The organism is Enterococcus saccharolyticus subsp. saccharolyticus, assembly GCF_029023825.1.
GTDB classification, from domain to species: Bacteria; Bacillota; Bacilli; order Lactobacillales; family Enterococcaceae; genus Enterococcus_F; species Enterococcus_F saccharolyticus.
Genome location: NZ_CP118957.1, coordinates 212,534 through 233,641, shown reverse-complemented (window position 1 = coordinate 233,641; position 21,108 = coordinate 212,534). Strand labels below are relative to the sequence as shown.

Below are 21,108 nucleotides of genomic sequence, written 5' to 3'. Positions count from 1 at the left end.
ATGGGAACACATACCATAATTACAGAAAGATTGATTTTAAGGAAATTTGAATTGAATGACGCTATTCAGATGTATAATAATTGGGCTTCAAATAAAAAAGTAACTCATTTCCTCACTTGGGAACCACATTCAAATATTGCTTCAGTCGAAAAAAGCATTTCTAAAAGATTGCTAAAATATTCTGATCCTAATTTTTTTGACTGGGGTATCGAACTTTCTGTTAGCGAGACATTGATTGGATCTATCACAGTTACACACTACAATAAAGAAGAAAATATCATGGAAATTGGGTATGTAATTGGTGAACAGTGGTGGTCTAACGGGTATACGACAGAAGCACTTACAGCAGTTGTTACATATCTATTTGAGAATACGGCTGTAAAAAAAATAGAAGGATTTCATGATCCAATGAATCCACAGTCTGGGCGAGTATTAAAAAAAAGTGGTTTCGAATATGAGGGAATTGTATACAAAAAATTTTCAGATAATTCAAACTGTAAAAAATGCCAATATTCGATATATAAAAATATGTAAGCTCCAATACAATATTTTTACTATTAGTTGAATTCTAATTGTATAGATATGTCCTCCCATCAACTAATGAATAGACTTGATTTATCCACGCACCTAAAACACCTTACTAAAATAAGTAATTTAATCACAATCACTTTACACAAGACCTTAATGCACCAGTATACATAACCTAAATTAGGAACTTATTATTGGAATTAAGCTAAAAAGCGTTAGGAACTTTGTAGTTAAAAATTCCTAACTCTTTTTTATTGTCTGGCATTTTCTCTCAGAAAAAACTTGTATTATATACAGATTCACCTAAATATCCGCTTCTCAACACTCCCATTGATATTTTTTCAAATCCACATACCCTGTGTCTTTCAAAAAAACACCTTCATTATGTAATAACTCGGCTTGTTCAACCCAACCTGGAACCAAGCGACCGGCATGATTCACCACTCGATGGCAAGGGTACTTCCCATAATATTCAGCCATACTAAGGACTCTACCAACAAGTCTGGCATTTTTGTCTCTACCAATCAAACTAGCTATTTGCCCGTATGTAGCAACACAGCCCTTGGGTATTTCTTCTACAGCAGAAAGAACTTCATAAATTAAATCTTCATTTAAGATGCGCTTCATAGATATGTCCCCCTTCTAGTGTACTAAGAATCTTCTTGAAATTTATTGTACACTTTTATGCGACCTAACATATAAAACAACGGATAGGATTCTAATTTATAAAGATAATAGAAACCTATCCATTTTTTAATATACCTTCTCATTTAATTCTTTCTATATTTTTTACAACTCATCATATTTTGAATTACTTCCAAAACTTTTATTTACTGGATATTTTTGATTGTTTTTTTCTAATTTTTTAGCAATGATATCATCTAAATCCATATTTAAATTATCGGCTAACATACATGAATAAATTAAGACATCTGCTAATTCTTCTTCGATTCGTTCTCTTTTATGATCTACAACTTCTTCTGATGATTTCCATTGAAAAAGTTCCAATAATTCGGAAGCTTCTAGAGAAATAGAAATCGCTAAATCTTTTTCATTATGAAATTGACGCCAATTACGATCATCGCGAAATTGATTAATTTTCTTCAAACTTAATTCATTCATATTTTTCATACTCCATTCTTTGCGTCTATTAACTTCTCTTGCAATGCCTCATCTACCGCATACAAATATAAGCCATTTACACCTCTTGTCAATAAAACATTCAATTCATTCTTAAGCAACGTATCGGATAAATAAACTTTTTCATCTTTTATCGTTCTTTGTTGTGTAGCTTTTTTGTTCTTACTAGCTGCTCGATCAAAAACAATTTTTCCGTCACGATACTTCACAGAAGGGCCAATAATGACACCCGCATAATTCAAATCAAACCCCTGAATAGTGAATGTAGAACCTACCTCACCAATAGTTTGTTCTTGCTCTGCCCAAGCTAGTTTTTTATTTTTACGTTTCAATTCCTTAGTTTGTGGTAACTGTAAGTTCCAGGGTAATGAAAAATCCCCAATCGAAACATCCCAGTAGTCTCTATCACTAGGCGTTTTTTTATCGATATATTCCCAATCAAACGTTGCCAGCATACGGGAAATACCTGCATGTTGATTTTTCGCTTTTTCTTTGATTGCTTGGAACATTTTTTCTGGTGAATCAAATACTCTTAAATCATACTTTTCATCTTGTGGAATTTTTTTAATCTCTTGATGATCTACCAAATGACGAATCCAATCAACAGTTTGTTCATTACCGTTGATTCGCATTTGATTTTCTAAATGAATGTAATTGCCGTAGAGATTCGTTTGATTCACAATATAACCTAACTCATCTTCAGCCCAATATTGTTCTCGTGAAAGAACCTGATTATTATCAAAAACAGCTACTACAACTTTCGCACGTACTAACAAATCTTTTAATTGATTCTGACCACGATAAGACTGTTTTCCTTGTGTCCAAAGTAAATGTGCTTCATCAACAATAATAACATCTACCTTTTCTTCTTCTGAATGATTATTGATAAATGAGGTTGGTTTGCCAACTTTATCCGATTGTTTTGATGACATCCCTAATTTTTCAGCTATCTGCTGATAAACTTTTAATTGCTGTTCATGATTGACTAGCAAGTACTGAGAACTTCCTTTTAAAATAAGATTGTCACTATTTTCACCAGCTAACTGAAATAAATCATAAAATAAACTGCTCATTAATACCGTCTTACCTGACCCGGCTTCTCCTCCGACTAGTATCAGTTGTCCAGTTTTATTACGATTTAACGCTTCTTCAATTTTTAAAATAATTTGATCTTTAGCTTCAAATTGTTCTTTGGATAATTTATGAAAGGGGGAGGCTTTAAATAAAGCAGAATCCTGAATCACACGTTCTAAAGGAAACAGTTCTTTATTGCTTTGATGTAATTTTCGCCAAATTTTCGAGAAAATTTCTTCCATTTTATCCGAAGAAAAATATTCTTGTTGCTGATTCGTTCGACGATTATGCACATATTGCACAGTATCTACACTTGATAAATATTGCATTAATTTATTCTCAATATCCAAAGTTAAAGACTTATTAAAATGATCATGTCCTATCACAAACATTCTTGCACTTTTTGAAGAAGCAAATTTTTGCCAATCTTCTCTTGTCTGTAACTCATTTGATAAATGCTCAAGCGTTCGGCGTTTAATATTGGTCGTTTCTCCTATGTAGATAGAGTAATTATTTTTTTGCTCGCCATCATTTACAATATATACAGTTGGATAACGTAAAAGGTATTTTTCATGCGTCTCATTTAAAATCTTGGTTTCCAAATTTAATATTTCATCTTTTGTATATTCAAAATCATAAATAATTGGTGAAGATATATTTGCCAAAAAATCACTTCCTTTCCAAGGATTAATTAATTTTATCATACACTTGTAAAGCCTTAGTTGAAAGAAAATAATAAAAAACCTCTACCAATCTAAAACGCAAATCTTTCAGAAATTTTACTAACAACATAAAGCCTAAATATCAAGAAATTCATTTCCTATTTAATGAATTTCTTGATTATATAACATGTTATCATCAGATAAATCGATAATTTTCAGTCGTTCTGTTCGCTTGATAAAAATACTTTTATAACGTTTTTGACCTTTGTCTGTTGAAAAAAATAATACTCTTTTATTGGCGTTATCTGTTTCTAATTCCATTTGCAAAGTAGATATATCTATCGTCTCTTTAATAGTTGCTTCTTCTTCAAAGTCTGCTAAAACATTTTGTTTCGGTGAAATGGCAGGTTCAGAATTGGTGGTAACAGTATCTTCTATAGTTTCTGATTGCTGACATCCTGAAAAGAGTAATAATGTAGCGAAACTTAATACGAATATGCTGATTTTTTTCACTTATTTTCCTCCTCCTTCATTTCTAGGCTAACCTATTCATACGTATACACAACACAATACGCGACTTTTTTCACACCAGTTAATACGCAAATCACCTCTGCATGTGTCACACAAGCAAGACTAGTATAGCCTGCGTTTTCATAACGTTGAAATACACTTTCCACACGTTGATACACGTCACTTTTATTTTCACATTCTAAATCAGAGAACTGTGTACCGTTTAAATAGTCATGGTAAGCCGTTTTGACTTGTTCGGGTCTCTCTAACTTCGTTCCCGTTTTATCTGGTAACCATTCATGCAGGCCTCATTCGACTAAAACGGGTATGTCTTTGTCTCGCGTTAGTTCAAGCGCTGTCTGCATCGTTCGGGTATAAGGTGAGACTAACAACAATTCGATAGTGTTGAAAAGAGGATGTTTGGCATGTGCTTGTGCTTGCTTTATGCCTTCACTTGTTAATCGCGATAAATCTCGACCAAAGCCTTTATAGTTTGCCTCTGTCACTTGGTCATAATCGGGTTCTCCATGACGAATCAAATATAGTTTCATTTTACCGTCTCCTTTGTTTCAGTATATCAAATTTCCCTTCTTCTTTTACCTAGCAAATCCTTCATCGACATGGTACTCTAAAAGAAAAAAGGAGGTTGTTCTTTTGAAAATTATTATGGCGAGTGATCATGCAGGAATAGATTTGAAATTAGAAATTATGGATTTATTGACAAGTATGGGGCATGAAGTAGAAGATATGGGCCCTTATACAAAAGAAGCAGCGGATTTATCAGATTATGTCTATCCAGCAGCAGTTGCTGTAGCAGAAGGTCAAGCAGAGCGTGGTATTTTTGTAGATGGTGTAGGGTATGGTAGTGCCTTAATTGCTAATCGAATTTACGGTATTGACGCAGTGGTTTGCCAAGACCCTTTTTGTGCAAAATTAGCGCGTGAACATACCGATAGTAATGTCCTTTGTTTAGGTGGCAAAATTATTGGATCGGCGATTGCCTTAGAAATTGTCAATGTCTGGATGACAACCGATTTCTTAGCTGAAGAAAAATATATTCGCCGTGTCAACAAAGTCAAAGAAATCTCTGAAAGACATCTAAAACCTTTAGATGAATGCAAATAAAAAACGAAGAACTTGTGACATCCATTAGCAGAAGACAAAAATATCCGAACGATAACATGCGTTCGGATATTTTTTGATTATTTAATTGGTTTGTAGTCAGCTTCCAACGCACGTTTCACTGCTGGGCGTTCTGCAATTTTATCGGCCCATGCCTTTAAATTCGTATACTCTTGGGCATTTAAAAATTCAGCTGCTCCACCATATAATTCTCCTTGAACTAAACGGCCATACCAAGGCCAAAGTGCCATATCTGCAATCGTGTACTCTTCACCATTGATATAGGCATTCTCTACCAAATGTTTGTCTAATAAATCAAGTTGGCGTTTGGTTTCCATTGTATAACGGTCAATCGGGTATTCTTGTGGAAACGGTGCATAGTGGTAAAAATGCCCAAATCCACCGCCAACAAACGGTGCTGCACCTGTTTGCCAAAATAGCCAGTTCATTAATTCTGTTCTCTCTGCTAGTGTTGTTGGGATAAATTTGCCAAATTTCTCTGCTAAATATAACAAGATAGAAACCGATTCGAAAACACGAATTGGTTGTTCACCTGAATAATCCATCATCGCTGGAATTTTAGAATTCGGATTAATTTTAACAAAATCACTACCAAACTGATCGCCTTCGCCAATATTAATTTTATATAAATCATATTGCGCATCTTCCACGCCTGCTTCACGTAGTTCTTCTAATAAGATAGTGACTTTCATGCCATTCGGTGTCCCTAATGAATAGACTTGTAGTGATTTATCTCCTACAGGAAGTTTTTGTTCAAAACGGCTGCCTGCTACAGGTTGGTTACCAAACTGATTCTTTTCTTCTTGCTTCCATTCCCAGACTTTTGGGATGTTGTATTCTGACATATAATTCCCTCCTTCGATGTACTATTAGTATAAACGATTTACAAATTTTAAGACAAGAAATCGTTTTATATTTGCTAAACGTAACGACTCACTGCATTTTTTGGCGAATATTATCGGGAATCATTACAACTTCTGTAGTCAATTTTACAGGTGCAAAGGTTGGATCAATACACTCTTTCCAATAGTCGAGATGTTTTTTATCTATCCAGTGGGTCGATTCTTCCACCTCTTGTCCACCGTCACCTTGGACAGAATACCAATAAAGAAACTCTTGCCCCTCAAGAACTTCACGAAAAATCGTTTCAACATACATTTTTTCTTTTTCCAAAGTAAGCAATACTTCAGACATATTTTCGTTTAAAAAAGCTAGCCATTCATCGACTTGCTTCCGTTTACCTGCACGTACTTTAAAGCGCGTTATTTCTACATTCATTTTCATTTCCTACATTCTTCCGATATACTTAGTGCTAAAGGAGTGAGACGATGATTCATCATATTGAACTATACGTCAGTAATCTAGCGCAAACAAAGCAATTTTATGACTTTTTATTTGCCGAATTAGGTGCTGTCGTTTACCAACAATGGCCCAATGGTATTAGTTACCAATTTGAAAAGGAATACATTGTATTTGTGCAAGTCGAAGCAGCCTACAAACAGCCTCCGTATCATAGAAAACATATTGGTTTAAATCATCTTGCTTTTCAAGTAGCTGACCAACAACAAGTGGATCATTTAAGAAAAAAATTGCTGACTAGAGGCGTCTCTGAACTTTACGCAGATGCGTATCCTTTTGCAGGCGGCAGCAACCACTATGCCTTTTATGTTGTTCGATATAAACTCCTTGATAATGATGATGGAGCTTTTTCGCCAGCGTTGTTTTACCAACATCCGTTGGACCATTCAAAAAATAAACTCTTTCATTGCGTTCTTCCTCAAGACCTCTCTATCTAAAATAGTACCTGAACGAAACGCAATTGCAATCACAAAAAAATACTTGGAAAAACAAATGCTGTTTTCCAAGTATGTTTTGTCTATTTAATTTTTGGGAATATCTTTATCGTTGATTTTCGCTTTGCCATCTTTGCCTTCTAATAAGTTGAAAATCAATTTTGCTTGATCGGTATTGTCAATTCTTCCAGCAAATTCTTCTGATTTTGGCCCATAAGCATACACATTCACATCTTCACCTGTATGTCCGCCAGTGGTCCATCCTGTATTGGAGCGTGCATCAAAAATCTTGCGAATCGGTCCGGCAATTTCTTCCAATTCTTTGCTCTTTTCAACTTTTGTGACAGTCGCTAATTCCTCTTTCGTTAACTCAAAGTCAATGTATTTTTCCAAAACTTCTTTCGCAGATGCCCCATTTAAAATTTCATTCGCCATAAAGTCGGGTGTTCTTTTCGCTGCGTGAAGTGGTTCCGTCAACCAATTGTATTCATCATTCGCGCCAATTGAAAATCCACCTGTTGAATGGTCTGCCGTTGTGACGACTAAGGTATTGCCGTCTTTTTCAGCAAATTGAATGGCTGCTTCGAATGCCGCTTCAAAATCTTGCATTTCGCTCATCGCACCGACAACATCATTGCTATGTCCAGCCCAGTCAATTTGACTTCCTTCAACCATTAAGAAAAAGCCGTCATCATTTTTATTCAACCGTTCAATCGCTGCTGTCGTCATTTCTGCTAAAGAAGGTGTTTCTTTGTCACGGTCAATCATCTTAGGTAACCCTTCTGGTGCAAAAAGACCTAAGACTTTCGCATTATCGTCTTTTAATAGTTCTTCTTTGTTTGCGACATAACTATAGCCACTTTTTTCAAATTCTTTCACTAAATCACGATCATCTCGTTGGAAATAATCCAATCCACCACCTAATAATACATCGACTGTCTGCTGATTATCCGTCAAATTATCAAAATAATCATCCGCAATTTCTTTCATGTTCTTACGAGACTCATCGTGAGAACCAAAAGCAGCCGGTGTTGCATGGGTAATTTCAGATGTTGCGACTAAACCGGTAGACTTCCCTAATTCTTTCGCACGTTCTAAAACAGTCGGTGTTTCCGATAAATCATTATCCACAGCAATCGCATTATTATACGTCTTCACGCCTGCGGACATTGCTGTCGCTGCTGCAGCCGAATCGGTCACATTTTCTTCTGGATCTTCGGGATGTGTTGCTTGTTGTCCCACTAAATAGTGATCAAAGGCTGTTGAAGGGGCGATTTTATGATTTCCTTCTTCTTTAAAATAACGATATGCTGAGGTATATGAAACGCCCATTCCATCACCAATCAAAAAAATAATGTTTTTAGGATGGTTCTCTGTAGTTGCTACTTTTGCTTTTTTATCGCTACTTTCTGCTAAAACATTCGTTGAAACGACTGCTCCTAAGGCTAAACAACTTGCGATACCCAATCCTAAAATACGCTTTTTCATTACATTTTTCCTCCTCTATGTGTCTCTTACATAACTAAAAATAACAAACTAGTATTAAATTGGCGTCAACGTTTCGTAAATAAGCTGTAAATTTTGTATATTTTTCATTCTATTCAACAGTTGACACATTTCCAAAAAAATTAAGTATCATTCGTTTTTTTATAGTACAATAGACAACGTATGTCGAAAGGAGGGACATTTTGAAAAGCTATCTTATTGGTATTTTTTTACTATACATAACTATCCATTTTCTGCGTTACTTGCCTTTGATTTTAAACTATCGAAAATCAGCTTTTAAATATGAAAGCGATGTTGGACTGATTACATTTCTGACAGACAAAGGGGCTCTAGGTGAAGGATTAATTTTCTTCGAACTTGAAAAAGTTCCTTGTTACAGTAGAATTGTGACGAATGTCTATTTGCCGACAGAGTACGGCACAACAGAAATTGACTTAATTTATCTTGCACCATCAGGTATTTATGTACTAGAAAGTAAAAATTATAGTGGTTGGATTTTTGGCGATGCACGCTCACGGTATTGGACAAGTGTGCTTTATCAAACTAAAAATAAATTTTATAATCCCATTTGGCAAAATCGCACACATATCAAATATCTGAAAAGAGTCTTAGGAACTATCTCGGTCACATCCATCGTAGTCTTTGGTGAACAAGCCAAGTTAAAAAAAATTGAGGCAGAAGATCATATCGTGATTAAACGTCGCAAGCTGAAACGAACACTTACCAAAGAAATCAAACAGGTCATTTATACCGAGCAGGACATCGATCGCTATTATGCTATCTTGAAGCAATACAGCAATCAAAGCAACAAAGTCAAACGACAACACATCAAAAATATAAAAAACAATGTAACTCATTTTTAAAACCCGGCACGTTGTTTTACTTCCACCAACTCCCCTAGTGTCTGGATAACCAAGATACGAAAAAAGGAGCTGTGCAAGACAAAACTATCCGAACAACATAGAATGGACGCTCTCAAATCTAGGTAACCTTGCGACGAGGAGCCATCTTCTATTGTTCGGATAGTTTACTGTTAAACAGCTTATATCACAGCTGCTGCTTTTTTATACTTCGTGACTTTCCATCTGTCCAGCAAGCATCGTATAGAAACCAAATTTTTCATAATATTTTCGTAAGGATTCTTCACCGTAAATGACATGAATCATGTAAATGCGATGTGCTTTTATCTTGGCAATCGCTTGATTCCTGAACCTCCCACGACTAAAGTAACGGGTGTGCGCGCTCAGTTCAATCAAAGTTGTACCAATGCCTTGTCCTTGATAGGCTGGCGCAACCATTACATCTTGAATGTACGCATCAGTTGCCCCATTACTCACAACGGAAAGGTACCCGACTAATCGTTTTTCGTCGTAACAAGCAAGCTGAAAAAAATCAGCAAACTGAGGACGGTTTAATTCTTCCTCTAATTTCGACAATAGCCCCCGTCTTTCACACTTGCTTAATCGGACTTTCGATTAATTGCCCTGTTTTTTCACTACGCAAGACAAAAATTTCAGAGAATTCTTTCCCGTACACGCCTTCACGTGTCCAACCTGTTAAGTTTTCTGCTACACAATTCATATTGGTAATATGACCGTCATCATCGGTAACAACGACACCATCACCAATCGATTGAATCCGCTTCGTTGGTAGATAGACTGCTTCAATCAAACCATCTTGCGAAGTTGCAGCAATTTTTAGTTTGGGACTTAGTGTTTTAATGCCTTGATGGTGGTAGCTATTCACGCTCAGTTGTTCTTTTGCTAAAATTTTAAATAATAAACTCTCCGATGCAAGCGTGACTTCATGTTGTTTGCGATGATAAGGTCGTGTCATTTGGTGGTTGACACTTGAGGAAAATTCCGACGGTAAATCTTGATACAAGGTTCCTCCTAAGACGACATTAAACAATTGTATTCCGCGACAAATCCCTAAAACTGGCTTATCCAAAGCCAATGCACGTTGAAAACAATACGTTTCCATCTCATCACGAAGCAAGCAAACTTCGCCACAATTTGCGTGCGTCTCTTCACCATAAAGCATGGGTGACACGTCTTGACCACCTGTAAATAAAAAACCATCGCAAGTCTCAAGAAAATAATCCAATGTTTCTTGTTTATTCGTCAACGGTACGATCAAAGGAATCCCACCATTTTTCTCAATTAATTGTAAATAATTGGGCAACATCCAAATGCTTTCTTTTTCTGAATCATATAATGGCATCACACCTATAATCGCTGACATACGCATTCTCCTTTTCATACAAATCATTATTAGTATAGTATGAATTTTCCAAAAATTCATTAGAAATCAACCAATCATTTCAATCGTCATTTGCTTTTGACTCTGTTACACTGACTATATAACAAATAAGAAATGGAGGGATAGTTTTGCGCTTAGAAAACAAAAAAGTTATCGCATTAGTCGATGGCGATTTCGAAGATTTAGAACTATGGTACCCTGTTCACCGTTTACGTGAAGAAGGGGCACAAGTCGATTTAGTCGGACAAGAAGCAAAGAAAACGTATATCGGGAAATATGGTGTTCCTGCCGAATCAGATTATGCGTTTGATGAAGTGAATCCGGAAGATTACGATGCGATTTTAGTACCTGGGGGTTGGGCACCGGATAAATTACGCCGTTTCCCTGAAGTAATCAATATGGTTAAACAGATGGATGAACACAAAAAGCCCATCGGACAAATTTGTCATGCTGGTTGGGTACTTATCTCAGCAAACATTTTACAAGGCAAAACCGTCACAAGTACACCCGGTATCAAAGATGATATGACCAATGCAGGCGCTACTTGGGTAGATACTCCTGCAATTTCAGATGGACACATCGTTTCAAGTAGAAGACCACCAGATTTACCTGATTACATGCGTGAATTTATTAAAGTGCTTGAAACAACAAATTAATACAACTTACTAATAAAATAGCCAATCAATAGAGAACTTGCTCCTGCAATTTAGTACAGAATGAGCACTTTTCATGTTCTATCGATTGGCTATTTTTATTTTGTTTTTACTTATATCACAGACCTTTTTTACTGTGATACTTCCCAAATCCCGATTGAATTTTCTTTTTTTGACAATAGCGACAATACGCTTGATAGGTTATCTGTCGTTGTTCTTTAGGAATTTTCTGCCATAAATAAGGATCATGCTGCTTTTTGACAATATCCAAATAGGTTCCTTCTTCTTTAAGAGCGACTGGACTTTTCCAGTAACGCAACGCTTTGCGACGAATATCAGGATTAATTGGATACAAAACATCCAAATATTCGTGGGAATGGTTCCAAGGTAATACATCAAAATTGGCACCATACGACAAACCGTAATTAAACGATTCTGTATTCGCAACCGCCCCTAATTCTTGCACAGAATAATGGTCGGGATGGCTATCGTATCGCCCATTCGTTTGACGAAACACATCCCATTGACTGACAAACGCACCTGTGCTAATACGCACGATAAATTCCGACATACGTGCATCGTTAGGCCCCCATAAACAAGTTTTGCGTTTCGGTAGTTGAATTTTCATATTTCGTGGATAGTCAAACGGCTCCAACGTACGATTATGATATCGTGCATTGGTCGTATAATCGAAGGTGATATGACAGGCTTTACTATAAGCCAATAATTTTTCATAATCGGTGGCACCTTGAAAGTTCATCCGAATATACGAAATATTTTGGCGATCAATATAGGTCCGAAACAAGTGGACTTTATCCCCCAATTCATCATTGTTTAAACCATCTTTTGTCGAAAATGCCCACCATACATCCCGACGAAAATATGCGTAAAATCTAGCATGAGGTGGTAAGTTCTCATCCAAATAATATGTTTCTGACAACAAATGCATGAAATGATACGCGTCAATTTCGGCTTCTAATTGGTGCAAAACAAGCGTGATTTTTTCTCGTGCAGACAAACGACTCGCACGATACAACGCCAAATAACTCGGCGAACCAATGGCAAACGTCTCCTTGTAGTAATGAGCAACGTTTTGCTTACTTGTCGCAAAATTTTTAGAACGACGAACCACGTTTTTCAAATAGCCGTTAATCGCTGCTTCATCCCAACCAGCTGATTGCAGCTGTTGACTGATTATTTGCCCTTCTGGTTGATTTTTTAACTGTTTCCACACAAGATTCACCTCCTTGATTACTCGTGAAATTCTTTTACTAATTTCGTCATTTCTACTAGACTTTCTTTTTGACCATTTTGAATCCAGGTCAACCAGACTTCAAAAATCCCCGCTGACATAAACTTAATCCAATACAAACGTTTGCTACCTTGCCAATCTGTCCAAGTTGTCGTTGTATCATAAAATCGTGCCATTTGTTTGGTAAAAATTTGAAAAATGATGGTTGTATATTCTCCAGCAATCGCCCGTTTGAAATCCGGCGTCAATTCAGTAAAAAAATCATGCAAATCGGTGATTTTTTGTTCGTCACTTATTTTATGAATTGTTTGGTCAAATATCTTTTGAAACTTAGGCTCATAATATTCGGTTAAAACTTGTGACAAATTAGGAAAATGGCGATAAAAAGCCATTCGACTGACGCCTGCTTTTTTTGCTACTTCGGCAACCGTCAACTCCGATAATTTTTTATATTGCAACAATTCTAATGTTGCAATCGTAATCCAGTTTTTACTATCTTGTTTTAAATTTCTTGCATAATTGGTCGCTACCATAACACTTTCTCCTATCTGTCACAAATGCGGTTTCATCACTTGTACTTTCTTTTTTCATTGCCTACAATAGCATCTATAACAAGTGTAACACTAGGAGGATGAAAATGAAAATCTTAGTCACAGGAGAGAACGGATTTGTGGCAACCCACATTATTCAGCAATTACTTGCCGAAGGACACACGGTCGTCGGTACCATTCGTAATCGAGCGAAACAACCCCCAATTTTTGATAATGTCACCTATGTCGTTGCGAACTTAACGAGTGCTGAGGGTTGGTTAGACGCAATGACCGATGTTGTGTCGCCAGTCCACTCGGCCATGAAAATGCCAATAATCCCCAATTAATTGATGAAGCCATTTCTGGAGTGACTATTGTTTTTGAAGCGGCTAAAAAAGCTGGAGTCAAACGAATTGTGATGACTTCCAGTCAAGCGGCAGCAACACCGTTGGCTCATACTACCGGAATCATTGACGAAACATTTTGGTCTGATGCTGAAAATCCTGAGCTAAATGCGTATCGTCTCTCGAAACTTTTCGCTGAACAAACAGCTTGGTCACTCGCTCAACAATATGATTTGCAAGTAACGACCATTTTACCAGGTGCCTTGAAAGGTATGAGCTTAATCACGCGATTTTCGCCATTGATTGCAGCCTCAATGACAGCTTGTGGTGATAATGAAAACTTAAATAATAATACCCACACAATTAACGCACTATATACACTTAATAAACTAATTTTCCAATATTTCATCGTCGTCTCCTTTTACTGCGTTTATTTCCTCCATTCTAACAAGTTTAACGCACGAGAATCTGCTTAAATCATCATGAAATTCTACGTTTTTTCTGACAAAATTAAAAATAACAGCCTGTTTGGGTTTTCATTTTACTTGTGCTATAGTTTGAATGTAAGTATGTAACAGAAAGGAACTAATCGATGTTTAACAAAGAAGAAACACTTTCATTTTTAGTAGAATTATTAGCAATTAATAGTCCGACTGGTTATACGAAACAAGCGATTGATTTCGTTCAAACAACTGTCGAATCATTTGGTTACGAAACAATTCGTACACCAAAAGGAAATCTGATGGTCCAGGTTGCCGGACAAGACACGACACAAACACGTGGTTTAAGTGCTCATGTGGATACGTTAGGTTTAATGGTTCGTTCCATTAATAGTGATGGCACGTTAGCTCTAACCAAATTAGGTGGTCCTTTAACACCAACCTTAGATGGTGAATACTGCGACATTATCACTCGTGAAGATACCGTTTATACGGGAACCATTTTATCAAATACGCCTTCCATTCATGTTTTTCCAGATGCTTCCACCAAAACACGTGACATCGACAATTTAGTCGTAAAATTAGATGAACGTGTCACGAACAAGGAAGACGTCCAAGCATTAGGCATTCAAAATGGGGATATTGTCGCTTACGATCCAAAAGTCGTTGTCACAGATTCTGGTTTTGTCAAATCACGTTTCTTAGATGACAAAGCTTCGGTAGCGATTTTAGTCAGCTTGTTAAAAACACTGAAACAAGAACACATTGTACCTGCGACTAATTTAACATTTATTTTTTCAACATATGAAGAAGTTGGTCACGGAGCTGCATGGATTCCTGCAGACATTACCGAATTATTAGCTGTCGATATGGGTTGTATCGGATTAGATTTGGAATGTACGGAGTATGACGTATCCATTTGTGCCAAAGATTCTTCTGGTCCATATGATTATGAAATGACGACCCGTTTAGTGCAATACGCGAAAGAAAACGACTTGAATTATGCTGTCGATATCTACCCAATGTATGGTAGTGACGCGTCTGCTGCTTTAGGTGGCGGGGCAAATATTCGCGCAGCGCTTATCGGACCAGGTGTTGCAAGTAGTCATGGGATGGAACGTACCCATGTTGACGCCATTGAAAATACCTTTAAACTTCTCGTTGCTTATATCAAAAAATAAAAAAATATCACATACCCCTGTTACTTTCTCTGAAATTTGTTATAACAAGAATATTCAGACAATAAATACGATGCTGAGGAGTAGTACTTATCTATCCATTTACAGAAACTTGCTGGTTGCTGAGAAGCAAGAATGGCCAATAAGGAACTCGCCTCGAAGTAGCCTTGATGAATCAAATGATTAGTCAAGGACGGCAACCGATCGTTATTCAGGAAAGTCTATCAAGGAATTGATAGACAAAGGGCCATGGCTTATTTCGTCATGAACAGGAGTGGTACCGCGTGAGCAAGTCTTTCGTCTCCAGTAATTTACTGGCAGATGGAAGGCTTTTTTAGTTTATATTAAAGGAGGAAATGACATGTTTAATCACACAAAATACGAAAAGAAATATTATCTACCACCACAATTAACCTATGACTGGGTGCAAAAAGAAACGATTGAAAAAGCCCCTATTTGGTGTAGTGTTGATTTACGTGATGGCAACCAAGCGCTTGCGATTCCGATGAATTTAGAAGAAAAATTGGCCATGTTTCAATTATTAGTAGCGGTTGGTTTTAAAGAAATCGAAGTCGCCTTTCCCGCTGCTTCCGAAACCGAATTTCAATTTGTTCGGACATTGATCGAAGAAAACATGATTCCTGACGATGTCACAATCATGGTCATTACCCAAGCACGCGAACATATTATTCGTCGGACATTTGAAGCAATCGAAGGTGTACCACGCGCTATTGTTCACTTGTATAATTCCACTTCCGAAGCCCAACGACGCCAAGTGTTTCGTAAGAGTCAAGAAGAAGTAAAACAAATCGCCCTAGATGGCGCGGCTTTAGTCAAAGAACTGGCCGAACAAACACCAGGTAATTTCTATTTTCAATATAGTCCAGAGAGTTTCCCGGGAACAGAAGTCGAGTATGCCTTAGATATTTGCAATAGTGTTCTGGATATCTGGCAACCAACTCCTGAACGAAAAGTAATTATTAATATTCCTACGACAGTAGAATACGCTATGCCACATATTTTGCGAGCCAAGTAGAATATATTCATAAACATCTAAACTATCGCGAAGCCGTCACGCTGTCCGTTCATCCACATAATGACCGTGGCTGTGGCGTAAGTGATGCTGAATTCAGCGTCCTTGCTGGAGCGAATCGAGTGGAAGGAACGCTGTTTGGTATTGGTGAGCGCACAGGAAATGTGGATATTATTACGCTAGCGATGAATATGTACTCACAAGGATATGATCCAAAATTAGACTTTAGTCGCTTGGAAGAAATTCGCCAACGCTACGAAGCATTGACACGGATTACGGTCCCTGAAAAACAACCGTATTCTGGTGATATGGTCTTTACTGCCTTTTCTGGTTCCCATCAAGATGCGATTTCAAAAGGCATGAAATACCGTGAAGAAAATCAACTCGACATTTGGGATGTGCCTTATATTCCGATTGATCCTGTTGATATTGGACGCAATTATCAAACAGATGTTATTCGGATTAATAGTCAATCGGGCAAAGGTGGCGTCGGTTATCTACTGGAGACCAATTATGGCATTAAACTACCTTACAAAATGAATGAAGAACTTGGTTATGCGATTAAAGATATTTCAGATAAAACCAATCGTGAATTGACAACACAAGAAATTTACGATGCGTTTATCAGCCTATATGTGAATTTCCATCCTCATTTCGATATTGTTGATTACCAATTTAATCAAGGCGAGCAACCTGAAGTCAATCTAACCATTCTAAAAGATAATCAACAAATTAAAACCCATAGTGTTGGTTCAGGAAGCTTAGATGCCGTCAATCAAGCCATTAAAAAAACACTTGGTGCAACGTATACACTGGAAGTCTATGAGCAAAATTCACTAGGAAAAAATTCCAAAGCACAAGCATGTGCCCAAATCGGAATTGCTTCACAAGGAAAAATGTATTGGGGGTCTGGCATTGACCAAGATATTGTCAAAGCTACCCTACAAGCATTAGTGACTGCCGTCAATCGTTTAGAAAATTTTTAGTGATTAGGGATTCCTTTTTTTCACAAACAAACTTACAATAGTATAGTGAACAAAAAGGAGTCCAATCAATGAAAAAACTACTCAAATTTAGCACCATTCCATTTTTAGTCCTTTTATTAGTACTCGTTAGTTTCGTCAGCTATCTTTCGCTAAATGAATACCGTCCAACAGCTACGGAAAAGCTAACACCCACTAAGGGCGAAAAGATGATTGATCAAAAACAAGCACTCACTATTACGACATACAACATCGGTTATGGTGGTTTAAGTGCAACCGAAGATTTCTTTATGGATGGGGGTAAAAATGTCCAACCACCTAACAAGGAGTTTGTGCAAAAAAACTTAGAAGCAATTGCCCAAACGTTACACACAGCGCAAGCAGATATTAATCTGTTACAAGAAGTCGATCGTAACTCTCAACGTTCGTATTTCATGAATCAAGAAGCCTATTTACAAGAAAAGTTACACTTACCAAGCGTGTATGCGTATAATTTTTTAGTCGATTTCGTTCCGTTTCCATTTCCTCCAATTGGGCGAGTTGCGAGCGGGATAACAACTTTCACCGATTATCACATGACATCAGCAAGTCGGATCGCTTTGCCGGTTCCTTTTAAATGGCCCGTACGCATAGCAAATTTGAAACGTGCACTGTTGGAAACTCGTTTTCCTATTGCGGACAGTGAGCAAGAATTGGTCGTTTTTAATTTACATTTAGAAGCCTACGATAACGGAGAAGGTAAAATCGCCCAAAGTAAAAAGCTGGCTGAATTATTAGCAAATGAGTATCAAAAAGGCAACTATGTGATTGCAGGTGGCGATTTTAATCAAGTGTTTGAAGGCAGTCATCCCTTCCCTGTAGTGAGTAAAGACAGTTGGCAAGCAGGAACTCTTGCAAAAAAAGATTTACCTGAACACTTTGATTTTGCTTACGATGACACCTATCCTACTGTGCGCGTGTTAAATGGCGCGTACACTGGCGATTATGCCACTTCGCAAGTCTATGTCATTGACGGTTTTATCGTTTCTGATAACCTAGCAATCGATGCCGTACAGGTCACAAACACCGATTTCAAAGCAACTGATCATCAATTGGTGAAGATGACTGTTCGTTTTTTGTAATAACTCACATGAAAAAGGACACGCAAGAAAAATACTGCGTGTCCTTTCTCATGTGCAGAAAGCTGACTAACGTTTACAGCGACAACTGGCACATTCAAATAATCTTCAAACCTAAAAGATCGGCTATTTTTATTGTTAACCAATCAACGACGAGCTGATTGGAGAATTTTTGCTAACACCCCCGCAACAACACCCCAAATCAAATTGGTGATAAGCACACTGCTTATTCCGTAGATACTTAATACTGGGCCTTGGAGCTGTCCAATCAAAATCGGCAACAATATCGCACTTAAAATAATAGCTAATAAACCATACGTGATACCCGTTGCGGCTAGCGTTTTGATAGGGTCTTCTGATTTCTGACTAGCAACCCACACCCAAATAATGGTAATGACAAGGGTACTTCCAATACTGACAACTGGTTTGCCCAGCATTTCCGCAATACCAACGATACTCAATAAGGGGCGCACTAATGCCAAGCATCTAAACCAACAGCTAATTGCCACTCTTTTTTATTCATTTTCTAACTAAAGTGTACGAAAAATGCTGAGACGAAACATCGGTATCAAGATGGAATTGTCACTTAGTCTCTAGAAGGAAGTTAAGTGGGCATTTGCCATTGTTGATTTCGCCACACCGCATCGATGTCATCCAAATGCACCTGCCATTCGCCAGCAATTTGATGACGAATATCAGTTAAACACGCCAACCAATACGCCAAGGTTGCTTCGATTAGTTCATATTCTTCAGTCAAAGGGAGTTTCGTTGCCCCCTCAAACACCGTATCCCCCGTCAGATTGTCATAGACAAAGAATGACTCGGCTTTTTCTTTCCACAAAAAATCCTGATTGTATTTTTCAATAATTATGGTTACTTGTTCTTGCTCCTGCATCGTTAACGGTTCCCGTTTACACCTATAATAAATAGACACACTCATCTTTCTTCATCCTTTCTTACTGAAAAGTTCTACTAATTCTGATAAGTTTTGCACCGTATGATCCGAATGAAATATTGGATGTTCTGGTTGATATTGACCTAAACCTTGCATGATTCGGACAGTCATAAAACCTAATTTTTTTAGCGGGAATGATGTCATTGTCACAACGATCACCAATATAGACGCAGCTTTTTGCCGCAACGTTCGCTCGTTGCAAGACATGGATAAAAATGTCAGGGGATGGTTTTTTCATACCGACCTCAGCGGAAGAAACAATCAACTCAAAATAATCGGCTATACTATGTGATTCTAAACGTTCTCTCAATCCTTTTCCTTGATTGGCAATAATCCCCAAATGAACGTTTTCCCTAAGTTTTTCCAAAGTCGCTATGGTTTCAGGATAACGTTTTTCACCTGTATACTTCCATGCTGGTTTCGCTTTTTGTGTCTACCTTTCCCAAACAGTTTTAATCGGTTTTTGTCCTTGTTTTGATGCATCAGTCATTTGTTGATAATAGGCTTCTGGAATGACATGAATACCTTCTAAAGCTAATTGTTGGGTACATTGCAGGACATGGTCTTGGTAGCATCGTGTCTCATCAATCAACGTAAATCCAACATCAAAAAACAACCAATTTTTCATTCGTTTAACTACCTTTCATATCAAGTGTACCATCAACGACACAAAAAATGCGCTTCCTCAATAGGAAACGCATTTTTTATTGGTTATTGAACGATAGGTACACCGATATTTTCACGAAGCGTCTGTCCTTCATAGGCTTTGCGGTAAATGCCACGTTCTTGTAAAATCGGAATAACTTCATTAACGAAGCGCTCAAAAGAATGAGGCACATCGCCCGCAATGATAAACCCATCAATTGCCTCTGCTTCAAACCAACGCTGAATTTCATCAGCGACATCGGTTGCCGTACCAATAAAGTTAGGCCGTGGCACGGCTTGTTCTAATGCCACCTGACGCAGGGTTTGCTTTTGCTCTTTGGCACGTTGTTTGATGTAATCAGTCGTACTTCGGAAGGCATTTTTCCCAATATCGCCTAATTCTGGGAAAGGTGCGTCCAAATCATACCCACTAAAATCATAGTCATCAAAATAACGCGCGAGATAACGCACAGCATTTTCAATGGGAATCAAACTGGCAAATTCTTGATATTTTGCTTCCGCATCTTCTAAAGAGTCCGCAACTAACGGATTAATGCCGGGATAAATTTTGACATGGTCCGGATTTTTTCCAGCTGCTTGTGCACGTTTTTTAACATCATCATAGAAAGCTTTGGTTTCTTCTAATGAACTACTGTGGGTAAAAATCGCTTCGGCATTGCCGGCTGCAAATGCCCGACCATTGTCTGATGAACCCGCTTGGAAAATTAAAGGCTCGCCTTGTGGGGAACGACCAATATTTAATGGTCCCGCTACTTGATAATACTCACCTTCATAATTCAAGCGATGTAATTTGGTTGGATCGAAATATTCACCTGTTGCTTTGTTTCGTGGAAATGCCTCGGCTTCCCATGAGCGCCACAAGCCACGAACAACATCTAAATGTTCTTGTGCAATTTTATACCGCTCATCATGTGGTGGTAACGCACGGTTGTTGTAGTTTTTAGCTACACCAGCTTGTGGAGAAGTGACTAAATTCCAACCGGCACGTCCTTGGCTGAGATGATCTAAAGACATTAATTGACGCGCTAACGTAAATGGGTCCGTATACGTTGAAGAAAATGTCCCCACCAAACCGATGTTTTCTGTCACTGCTGCCAAAGAAGACAATAGTGTAATCGGCTCAAAACGATTTAAAAAGTGCGGAATCGATTTTTCTGATATGTACAATCCATCCGCAATAAACACAAAATCAAACAAACCTTTCTCCGCTAATTGTGCCCGTGTTTTGTAAAAATCAAAATTCGTACTTGCTGTTTCATCAATTTCTGGGTGACGCCAACCATCTGTTGTTCCGCCAACGCCATGAAGAATACTACCAAAATGAATCGTTTTACTCAT

27 protein-coding genes, 2 pseudogenes and 1 other annotated feature are annotated in these 21,108 nt (G+C 37.7%); of the genes and pseudogenes, 11 read left to right on the top strand and 18 right to left on the bottom strand.

The features are described from left to right. Complete coding sequence (locus PYW32_RS01315; protein ID WP_016176330.1) at nucleotides 1-534, top strand: GNAT family N-acetyltransferase; 534 nt, start codon at nucleotides 1-3, stop codon at nucleotides 532-534. Nucleotides 535-846: 312 nt separating this feature from the next. Here the strand turns inward: PYW32_RS01315 and PYW32_RS01310 are convergent, their stop codons facing one another. The 6 genes from PYW32_RS01310 to PYW32_RS01285 all read right to left on the bottom strand — a co-directional run bounded on the left by PYW32_RS01310 (nucleotide 847) and on the right by PYW32_RS01285 (nucleotide 4,465). Continuing rightward, nucleotides 847-1,155 (bottom strand): MGMT family protein, encoded by a 309-nt coding sequence (locus PYW32_RS01310; RefSeq protein WP_016176331.1) that lies wholly within the window; start codon nucleotides 1,153-1,155, stop codon nucleotides 847-849. Between the two features lie 162 nt (nucleotides 1,156-1,317). Continuing rightward, entirely contained in the window at nucleotides 1,318-1,650 is a 333-nt protein-coding gene (locus PYW32_RS01305) for a nucleotide pyrophosphohydrolase (RefSeq protein WP_016176332.1), read from the bottom strand. 5 nt (nucleotides 1,651-1,655) lie between these two features. Continuing rightward, nucleotides 1,656-3,446: a DUF2075 domain-containing protein gene (locus PYW32_RS01300; RefSeq protein WP_016176333.1), complete on the bottom strand. Its 1,791-nt coding sequence runs from the start codon at nucleotides 3,444-3,446 to the stop codon at nucleotides 1,656-1,658. Between the two features lie 120 nt (nucleotides 3,447-3,566). After that, nucleotides 3,567-3,917 (bottom strand): hypothetical protein, encoded by a 351-nt coding sequence (locus PYW32_RS01295; protein ID WP_016176334.1) that lies wholly within the window; start codon nucleotides 3,915-3,917, stop codon nucleotides 3,567-3,569. 32 nt (nucleotides 3,918-3,949) lie between these two features. Continuing rightward, nucleotides 3,950-4,081 carry a hypothetical protein gene (locus PYW32_RS01290; protein ID WP_275066191.1) on the bottom strand — a complete coding sequence of 44 codons (132 nt, stop codon included), beginning with the start codon at nucleotides 4,079-4,081 and terminating at the stop codon, nucleotides 3,950-3,952. A 141-nt stretch (nucleotides 4,082-4,222) separates the two neighbouring features. Further along, nucleotides 4,223-4,465, bottom strand: a complete 243-nt coding sequence (locus PYW32_RS01285) for a histidine phosphatase family protein (protein ID WP_016176335.1) — start codon at nucleotides 4,463-4,465, stop codon at nucleotides 4,223-4,225. Between the two features lie 103 nt (nucleotides 4,466-4,568). Here PYW32_RS01285 and PYW32_RS01280 point away from each other — a divergent pair, with 103 nt between their 5' ends. After that, entirely contained in the window at nucleotides 4,569-5,039 is a 471-nt protein-coding gene (locus PYW32_RS01280; protein ID WP_016176336.1) for an RpiB/LacA/LacB family sugar-phosphate isomerase, read from the top strand. Nucleotides 5,040-5,116: 77 nt separating this feature from the next. Here PYW32_RS01280 and yghU read toward each other — a convergent pair whose 3' ends face one another. Next, nucleotides 5,117-5,902, bottom strand: a complete 786-nt coding sequence (yghU, locus tag PYW32_RS01275; protein WP_016176337.1) for a glutathione-dependent disulfide-bond oxidoreductase — start codon at nucleotides 5,900-5,902, stop codon at nucleotides 5,117-5,119. Between the two features lie 88 nt (nucleotides 5,903-5,990). Then, complete coding sequence (locus tag PYW32_RS01270) at nucleotides 5,991-6,341, bottom strand: DUF6176 family protein (protein WP_211210813.1); 351 nt, start codon at nucleotides 6,339-6,341, stop codon at nucleotides 5,991-5,993. A 44-nt stretch (nucleotides 6,342-6,385) separates the two neighbouring features. On the opposite strand from PYW32_RS01270, the gene PYW32_RS01265 reads away from it, so the two are divergent. Continuing rightward, on the top strand, nucleotides 6,386-6,853 hold the full coding sequence (locus PYW32_RS01265; protein ID WP_016176339.1) for a VOC family protein: 468 nt from the start codon (nucleotides 6,386-6,388) through the stop codon (nucleotides 6,851-6,853). An 84-nt stretch (nucleotides 6,854-6,937) separates the two neighbouring features. Here the strand turns inward: PYW32_RS01265 and PYW32_RS01260 are convergent, their stop codons facing one another. After that, entirely contained in the window at nucleotides 6,938-8,338 is a 1,401-nt protein-coding gene (locus PYW32_RS01260; protein ID WP_016176340.1) for an alkaline phosphatase, read from the bottom strand. 200 nt (nucleotides 8,339-8,538) lie between these two features. On the opposite strand from PYW32_RS01260, the gene PYW32_RS01255 reads away from it, so the two are divergent. Beyond that, nucleotides 8,539-9,219 (top strand): nuclease-related domain-containing protein, encoded by a 681-nt coding sequence (locus PYW32_RS01255; RefSeq protein WP_016176341.1) that lies wholly within the window; start codon nucleotides 8,539-8,541, stop codon nucleotides 9,217-9,219. A gap of 201 nt (nucleotides 9,220-9,420) precedes the next feature. Here PYW32_RS01255 and PYW32_RS01250 read toward each other — a convergent pair whose 3' ends face one another. After that, nucleotides 9,421-9,792 (bottom strand): GNAT family N-acetyltransferase, encoded by a 372-nt coding sequence (locus tag PYW32_RS01250; RefSeq protein WP_016176342.1) that lies wholly within the window; start codon nucleotides 9,790-9,792, stop codon nucleotides 9,421-9,423. Nucleotides 9,793-9,805: 13 nt separating this feature from the next. Next, nucleotides 9,806-10,600 carry a gamma-glutamyl-gamma-aminobutyrate hydrolase family protein gene (locus tag PYW32_RS01245; protein ID WP_016176343.1) on the bottom strand — a complete coding sequence of 265 codons (795 nt, stop codon included), beginning with the start codon at nucleotides 10,598-10,600 and terminating at the stop codon, nucleotides 9,806-9,808. A gap of 146 nt (nucleotides 10,601-10,746) precedes the next feature. Here PYW32_RS01245 and PYW32_RS01240 point away from each other — a divergent pair, with 146 nt between their 5' ends. Next, a complete protein-coding gene (locus tag PYW32_RS01240) occupies nucleotides 10,747-11,274 on the top strand; it encodes a type 1 glutamine amidotransferase domain-containing protein (protein WP_016176344.1) in 528 nt (175 codons plus the stop codon). A 115-nt stretch (nucleotides 11,275-11,389) separates the two neighbouring features. On the opposite strand, the gene PYW32_RS01235 is transcribed toward PYW32_RS01240, so the two are convergent. Then, on the bottom strand, nucleotides 11,390-12,505 hold the full coding sequence (locus tag PYW32_RS01235) for a DUF3114 domain-containing protein (protein ID WP_016176345.1): 1,116 nt from the start codon (nucleotides 12,503-12,505) through the stop codon (nucleotides 11,390-11,392). Between the two features lie 17 nt (nucleotides 12,506-12,522). Continuing rightward, nucleotides 12,523-13,056 carry a TetR/AcrR family transcriptional regulator gene (locus tag PYW32_RS01230; RefSeq protein WP_016176346.1) on the bottom strand — a complete coding sequence of 178 codons (534 nt, stop codon included), beginning with the start codon at nucleotides 13,054-13,056 and terminating at the stop codon, nucleotides 12,523-12,525. 104 nt (nucleotides 13,057-13,160) lie between these two features. Here PYW32_RS01230 and PYW32_RS01225 point away from each other — a divergent pair, with 104 nt between their 5' ends. The 6 genes and pseudogenes from PYW32_RS01225 to PYW32_RS01200 all read left to right on the top strand — a co-directional run bounded on the left by PYW32_RS01225 (nucleotide 13,161) and on the right by PYW32_RS01200 (nucleotide 18,152). Further along, nucleotides 13,161-13,400 carry an NAD(P)H-binding protein gene (locus tag PYW32_RS01225; protein ID WP_016176347.1) on the top strand — a complete coding sequence of 80 codons (240 nt, stop codon included), beginning with the start codon at nucleotides 13,161-13,163 and terminating at the stop codon, nucleotides 13,398-13,400. Further along, nucleotides 13,328-13,873 carry an NAD-dependent epimerase/dehydratase family protein gene (locus tag PYW32_RS01220; RefSeq protein WP_081633706.1) on the top strand — a complete coding sequence of 182 codons (546 nt, stop codon included), beginning with the start codon at nucleotides 13,328-13,330 and terminating at the stop codon, nucleotides 13,871-13,873. The genes PYW32_RS01225 and PYW32_RS01220 overlap by 73 nt, the downstream gene beginning before the upstream one ends. 116 nt (nucleotides 13,874-13,989) lie before the next feature. Continuing rightward, a complete protein-coding gene (locus PYW32_RS01215) occupies nucleotides 13,990-15,018 on the top strand; it encodes a M42 family metallopeptidase (protein WP_016176349.1) in 1,029 nt (342 codons plus the stop codon). 61 nt (nucleotides 15,019-15,079) lie between these two features. Further along, nucleotides 15,080-15,323, top strand: a binding site (T-box leader). A 53-nt stretch (nucleotides 15,324-15,376) separates the two neighbouring features. Continuing rightward, a pseudogene (locus PYW32_RS01210) lies at nucleotides 15,377-16,239 on the top strand (2-isopropylmalate synthase); the annotation flags it as partial. Further along, the gene (locus PYW32_RS01205) at nucleotides 16,234-17,034 is read left to right on the top strand and encodes an alpha-isopropylmalate synthase regulatory domain-containing protein (RefSeq protein WP_420828461.1); all 801 of its coding nucleotides are present in this window, start codon (nucleotides 16,234-16,236) and stop codon (nucleotides 17,032-17,034) included. The pseudogene PYW32_RS01210 and the gene PYW32_RS01205, both read left to right, overlap by 6 nt. A 68-nt stretch (nucleotides 17,035-17,102) precedes the next feature. Next, entirely contained in the window at nucleotides 17,103-18,152 is a 1,050-nt protein-coding gene (locus PYW32_RS01200; protein WP_016176352.1) for an endonuclease/exonuclease/phosphatase, read from the top strand. Between the two features lie 143 nt (nucleotides 18,153-18,295). Here the strand turns inward: PYW32_RS01200 and PYW32_RS01195 are convergent, their stop codons facing one another. The 5 genes and pseudogenes from PYW32_RS01195 to PYW32_RS01180 all read right to left on the bottom strand — a co-directional run bounded on the left by PYW32_RS01195 (nucleotide 18,296) and on the right by PYW32_RS01180 (nucleotide 21,108). Further along, entirely contained in the window at nucleotides 18,296-18,622 is a 327-nt protein-coding gene (locus PYW32_RS01195) for a hypothetical protein (RefSeq protein WP_016176353.1), read from the bottom strand. A 131-nt stretch (nucleotides 18,623-18,753) separates the two neighbouring features. Then, nucleotides 18,754-19,044 carry a C2 domain-containing protein gene (locus PYW32_RS01190; protein ID WP_275066190.1) on the bottom strand — a complete coding sequence of 97 codons (291 nt, stop codon included), beginning with the start codon at nucleotides 19,042-19,044 and terminating at the stop codon, nucleotides 18,754-18,756. 61 nt (nucleotides 19,045-19,105) lie between these two features. Further along, nucleotides 19,106-19,510, bottom strand: a pseudogene (locus PYW32_RS13340) (HAD family hydrolase); the annotation flags it as partial. A 27-nt stretch (nucleotides 19,511-19,537) separates the two neighbouring features. Then, on the bottom strand, nucleotides 19,538-19,732 hold the full coding sequence (locus PYW32_RS01185; RefSeq protein WP_016176355.1) for a hypothetical protein: 195 nt from the start codon (nucleotides 19,730-19,732) through the stop codon (nucleotides 19,538-19,540). Nucleotides 19,733-19,815: 83 nt separating this feature from the next. Further along, nucleotides 19,816-21,108 (bottom strand): LLM class flavin-dependent oxidoreductase, encoded by a 1,293-nt coding sequence (locus PYW32_RS01180; protein ID WP_016176356.1) that lies wholly within the window; start codon nucleotides 21,106-21,108, stop codon nucleotides 19,816-19,818.

What these genes read in the sequence shown, in the direction of transcription:
- PYW32_RS01305 (WP_016176332.1), bottom strand. Translation starts at nt 1,650, where the DNA reads ATGAATGAATTAAGTTTGAAGAAAATTAATCAATTTCGCGATGATCGT.
- PYW32_RS01285 (WP_016176335.1), bottom strand. Translation starts at nt 4,465, where the DNA reads ATGAAACTATATTTGATTCGTCATGGAGAACCCGATTATGACCAAGTG.
- PYW32_RS01260 (WP_016176340.1), bottom strand. Translation starts at nt 8,338, where the DNA reads ATGAAAAAGCGTATTTTAGGATTGGGTATCGCAAGTTGTTTAGCCTTA.
- PYW32_RS01300 (WP_016176333.1), bottom strand. Translation starts at nt 3,446, where the DNA reads ATGATAAAATTAATTAATCCTTGGAAAGGAAGTGATTTTTTGGCAAAT.
- PYW32_RS01315 (WP_016176330.1), top strand. Translation starts at nt 1, where the DNA reads ATGGGAACACATACCATAATTACAGAAAGATTGATTTTAAGGAAATTT.
- PYW32_RS01180 (WP_016176356.1), bottom strand. Translation starts at nt 21,108, where the DNA reads ATGAGTAAAACGATTCATTTTGGTAGTATTCTTCATGGCGTTGGCGGA.
- PYW32_RS01265 (WP_016176339.1), top strand. Translation starts at nt 6,386, where the DNA reads ATGATTCATCATATTGAACTATACGTCAGTAATCTAGCGCAAACAAAG.
- PYW32_RS01200 (WP_016176352.1), top strand. Translation starts at nt 17,103, where the DNA reads ATGAAAAAACTACTCAAATTTAGCACCATTCCATTTTTAGTCCTTTTA.
- PYW32_RS01185 (WP_016176355.1), bottom strand. Translation starts at nt 19,732, where the DNA reads ATGAAAAATTGGTTGTTTTTTGATGTTGGATTTACGTTGATTGATGAG.
- PYW32_RS01225 (WP_016176347.1), top strand. Translation starts at nt 13,161, where the DNA reads ATGAAAATCTTAGTCACAGGAGAGAACGGATTTGTGGCAACCCACATT.
- PYW32_RS01230 (WP_016176346.1), bottom strand. Translation starts at nt 13,056, where the DNA reads ATGGTAGCGACCAATTATGCAAGAAATTTAAAACAAGATAGTAAAAAC.
- yghU (WP_016176337.1), bottom strand. Translation starts at nt 5,902, where the DNA reads ATGTCAGAATACAACATCCCAAAAGTCTGGGAATGGAAGCAAGAAGAA.
- PYW32_RS01310 (WP_016176331.1), bottom strand. Translation starts at nt 1,155, where the DNA reads ATGAAGCGCATCTTAAATGAAGATTTAATTTATGAAGTTCTTTCTGCT.
- PYW32_RS01245 (WP_016176343.1), bottom strand. Translation starts at nt 10,600, where the DNA reads ATGTCAGCGATTATAGGTGTGATGCCATTATATGATTCAGAAAAAGAA.
- PYW32_RS01205 (WP_420828461.1), top strand. Translation starts at nt 16,234, where the DNA reads ATGAATATGTACTCACAAGGATATGATCCAAAATTAGACTTTAGTCGC.
- PYW32_RS01270 (WP_211210813.1), bottom strand. Translation starts at nt 6,341, where the DNA reads ATGAAAATGAATGTAGAAATAACGCGCTTTAAAGTACGTGCAGGTAAA.
- PYW32_RS01215 (WP_016176349.1), top strand. Translation starts at nt 13,990, where the DNA reads ATGTTTAACAAAGAAGAAACACTTTCATTTTTAGTAGAATTATTAGCA.
- PYW32_RS01190 (WP_275066190.1), bottom strand. Translation starts at nt 19,044, where the DNA reads ATGCAGGAGCAAGAACAAGTAACCATAATTATTGAAAAATACAATCAG.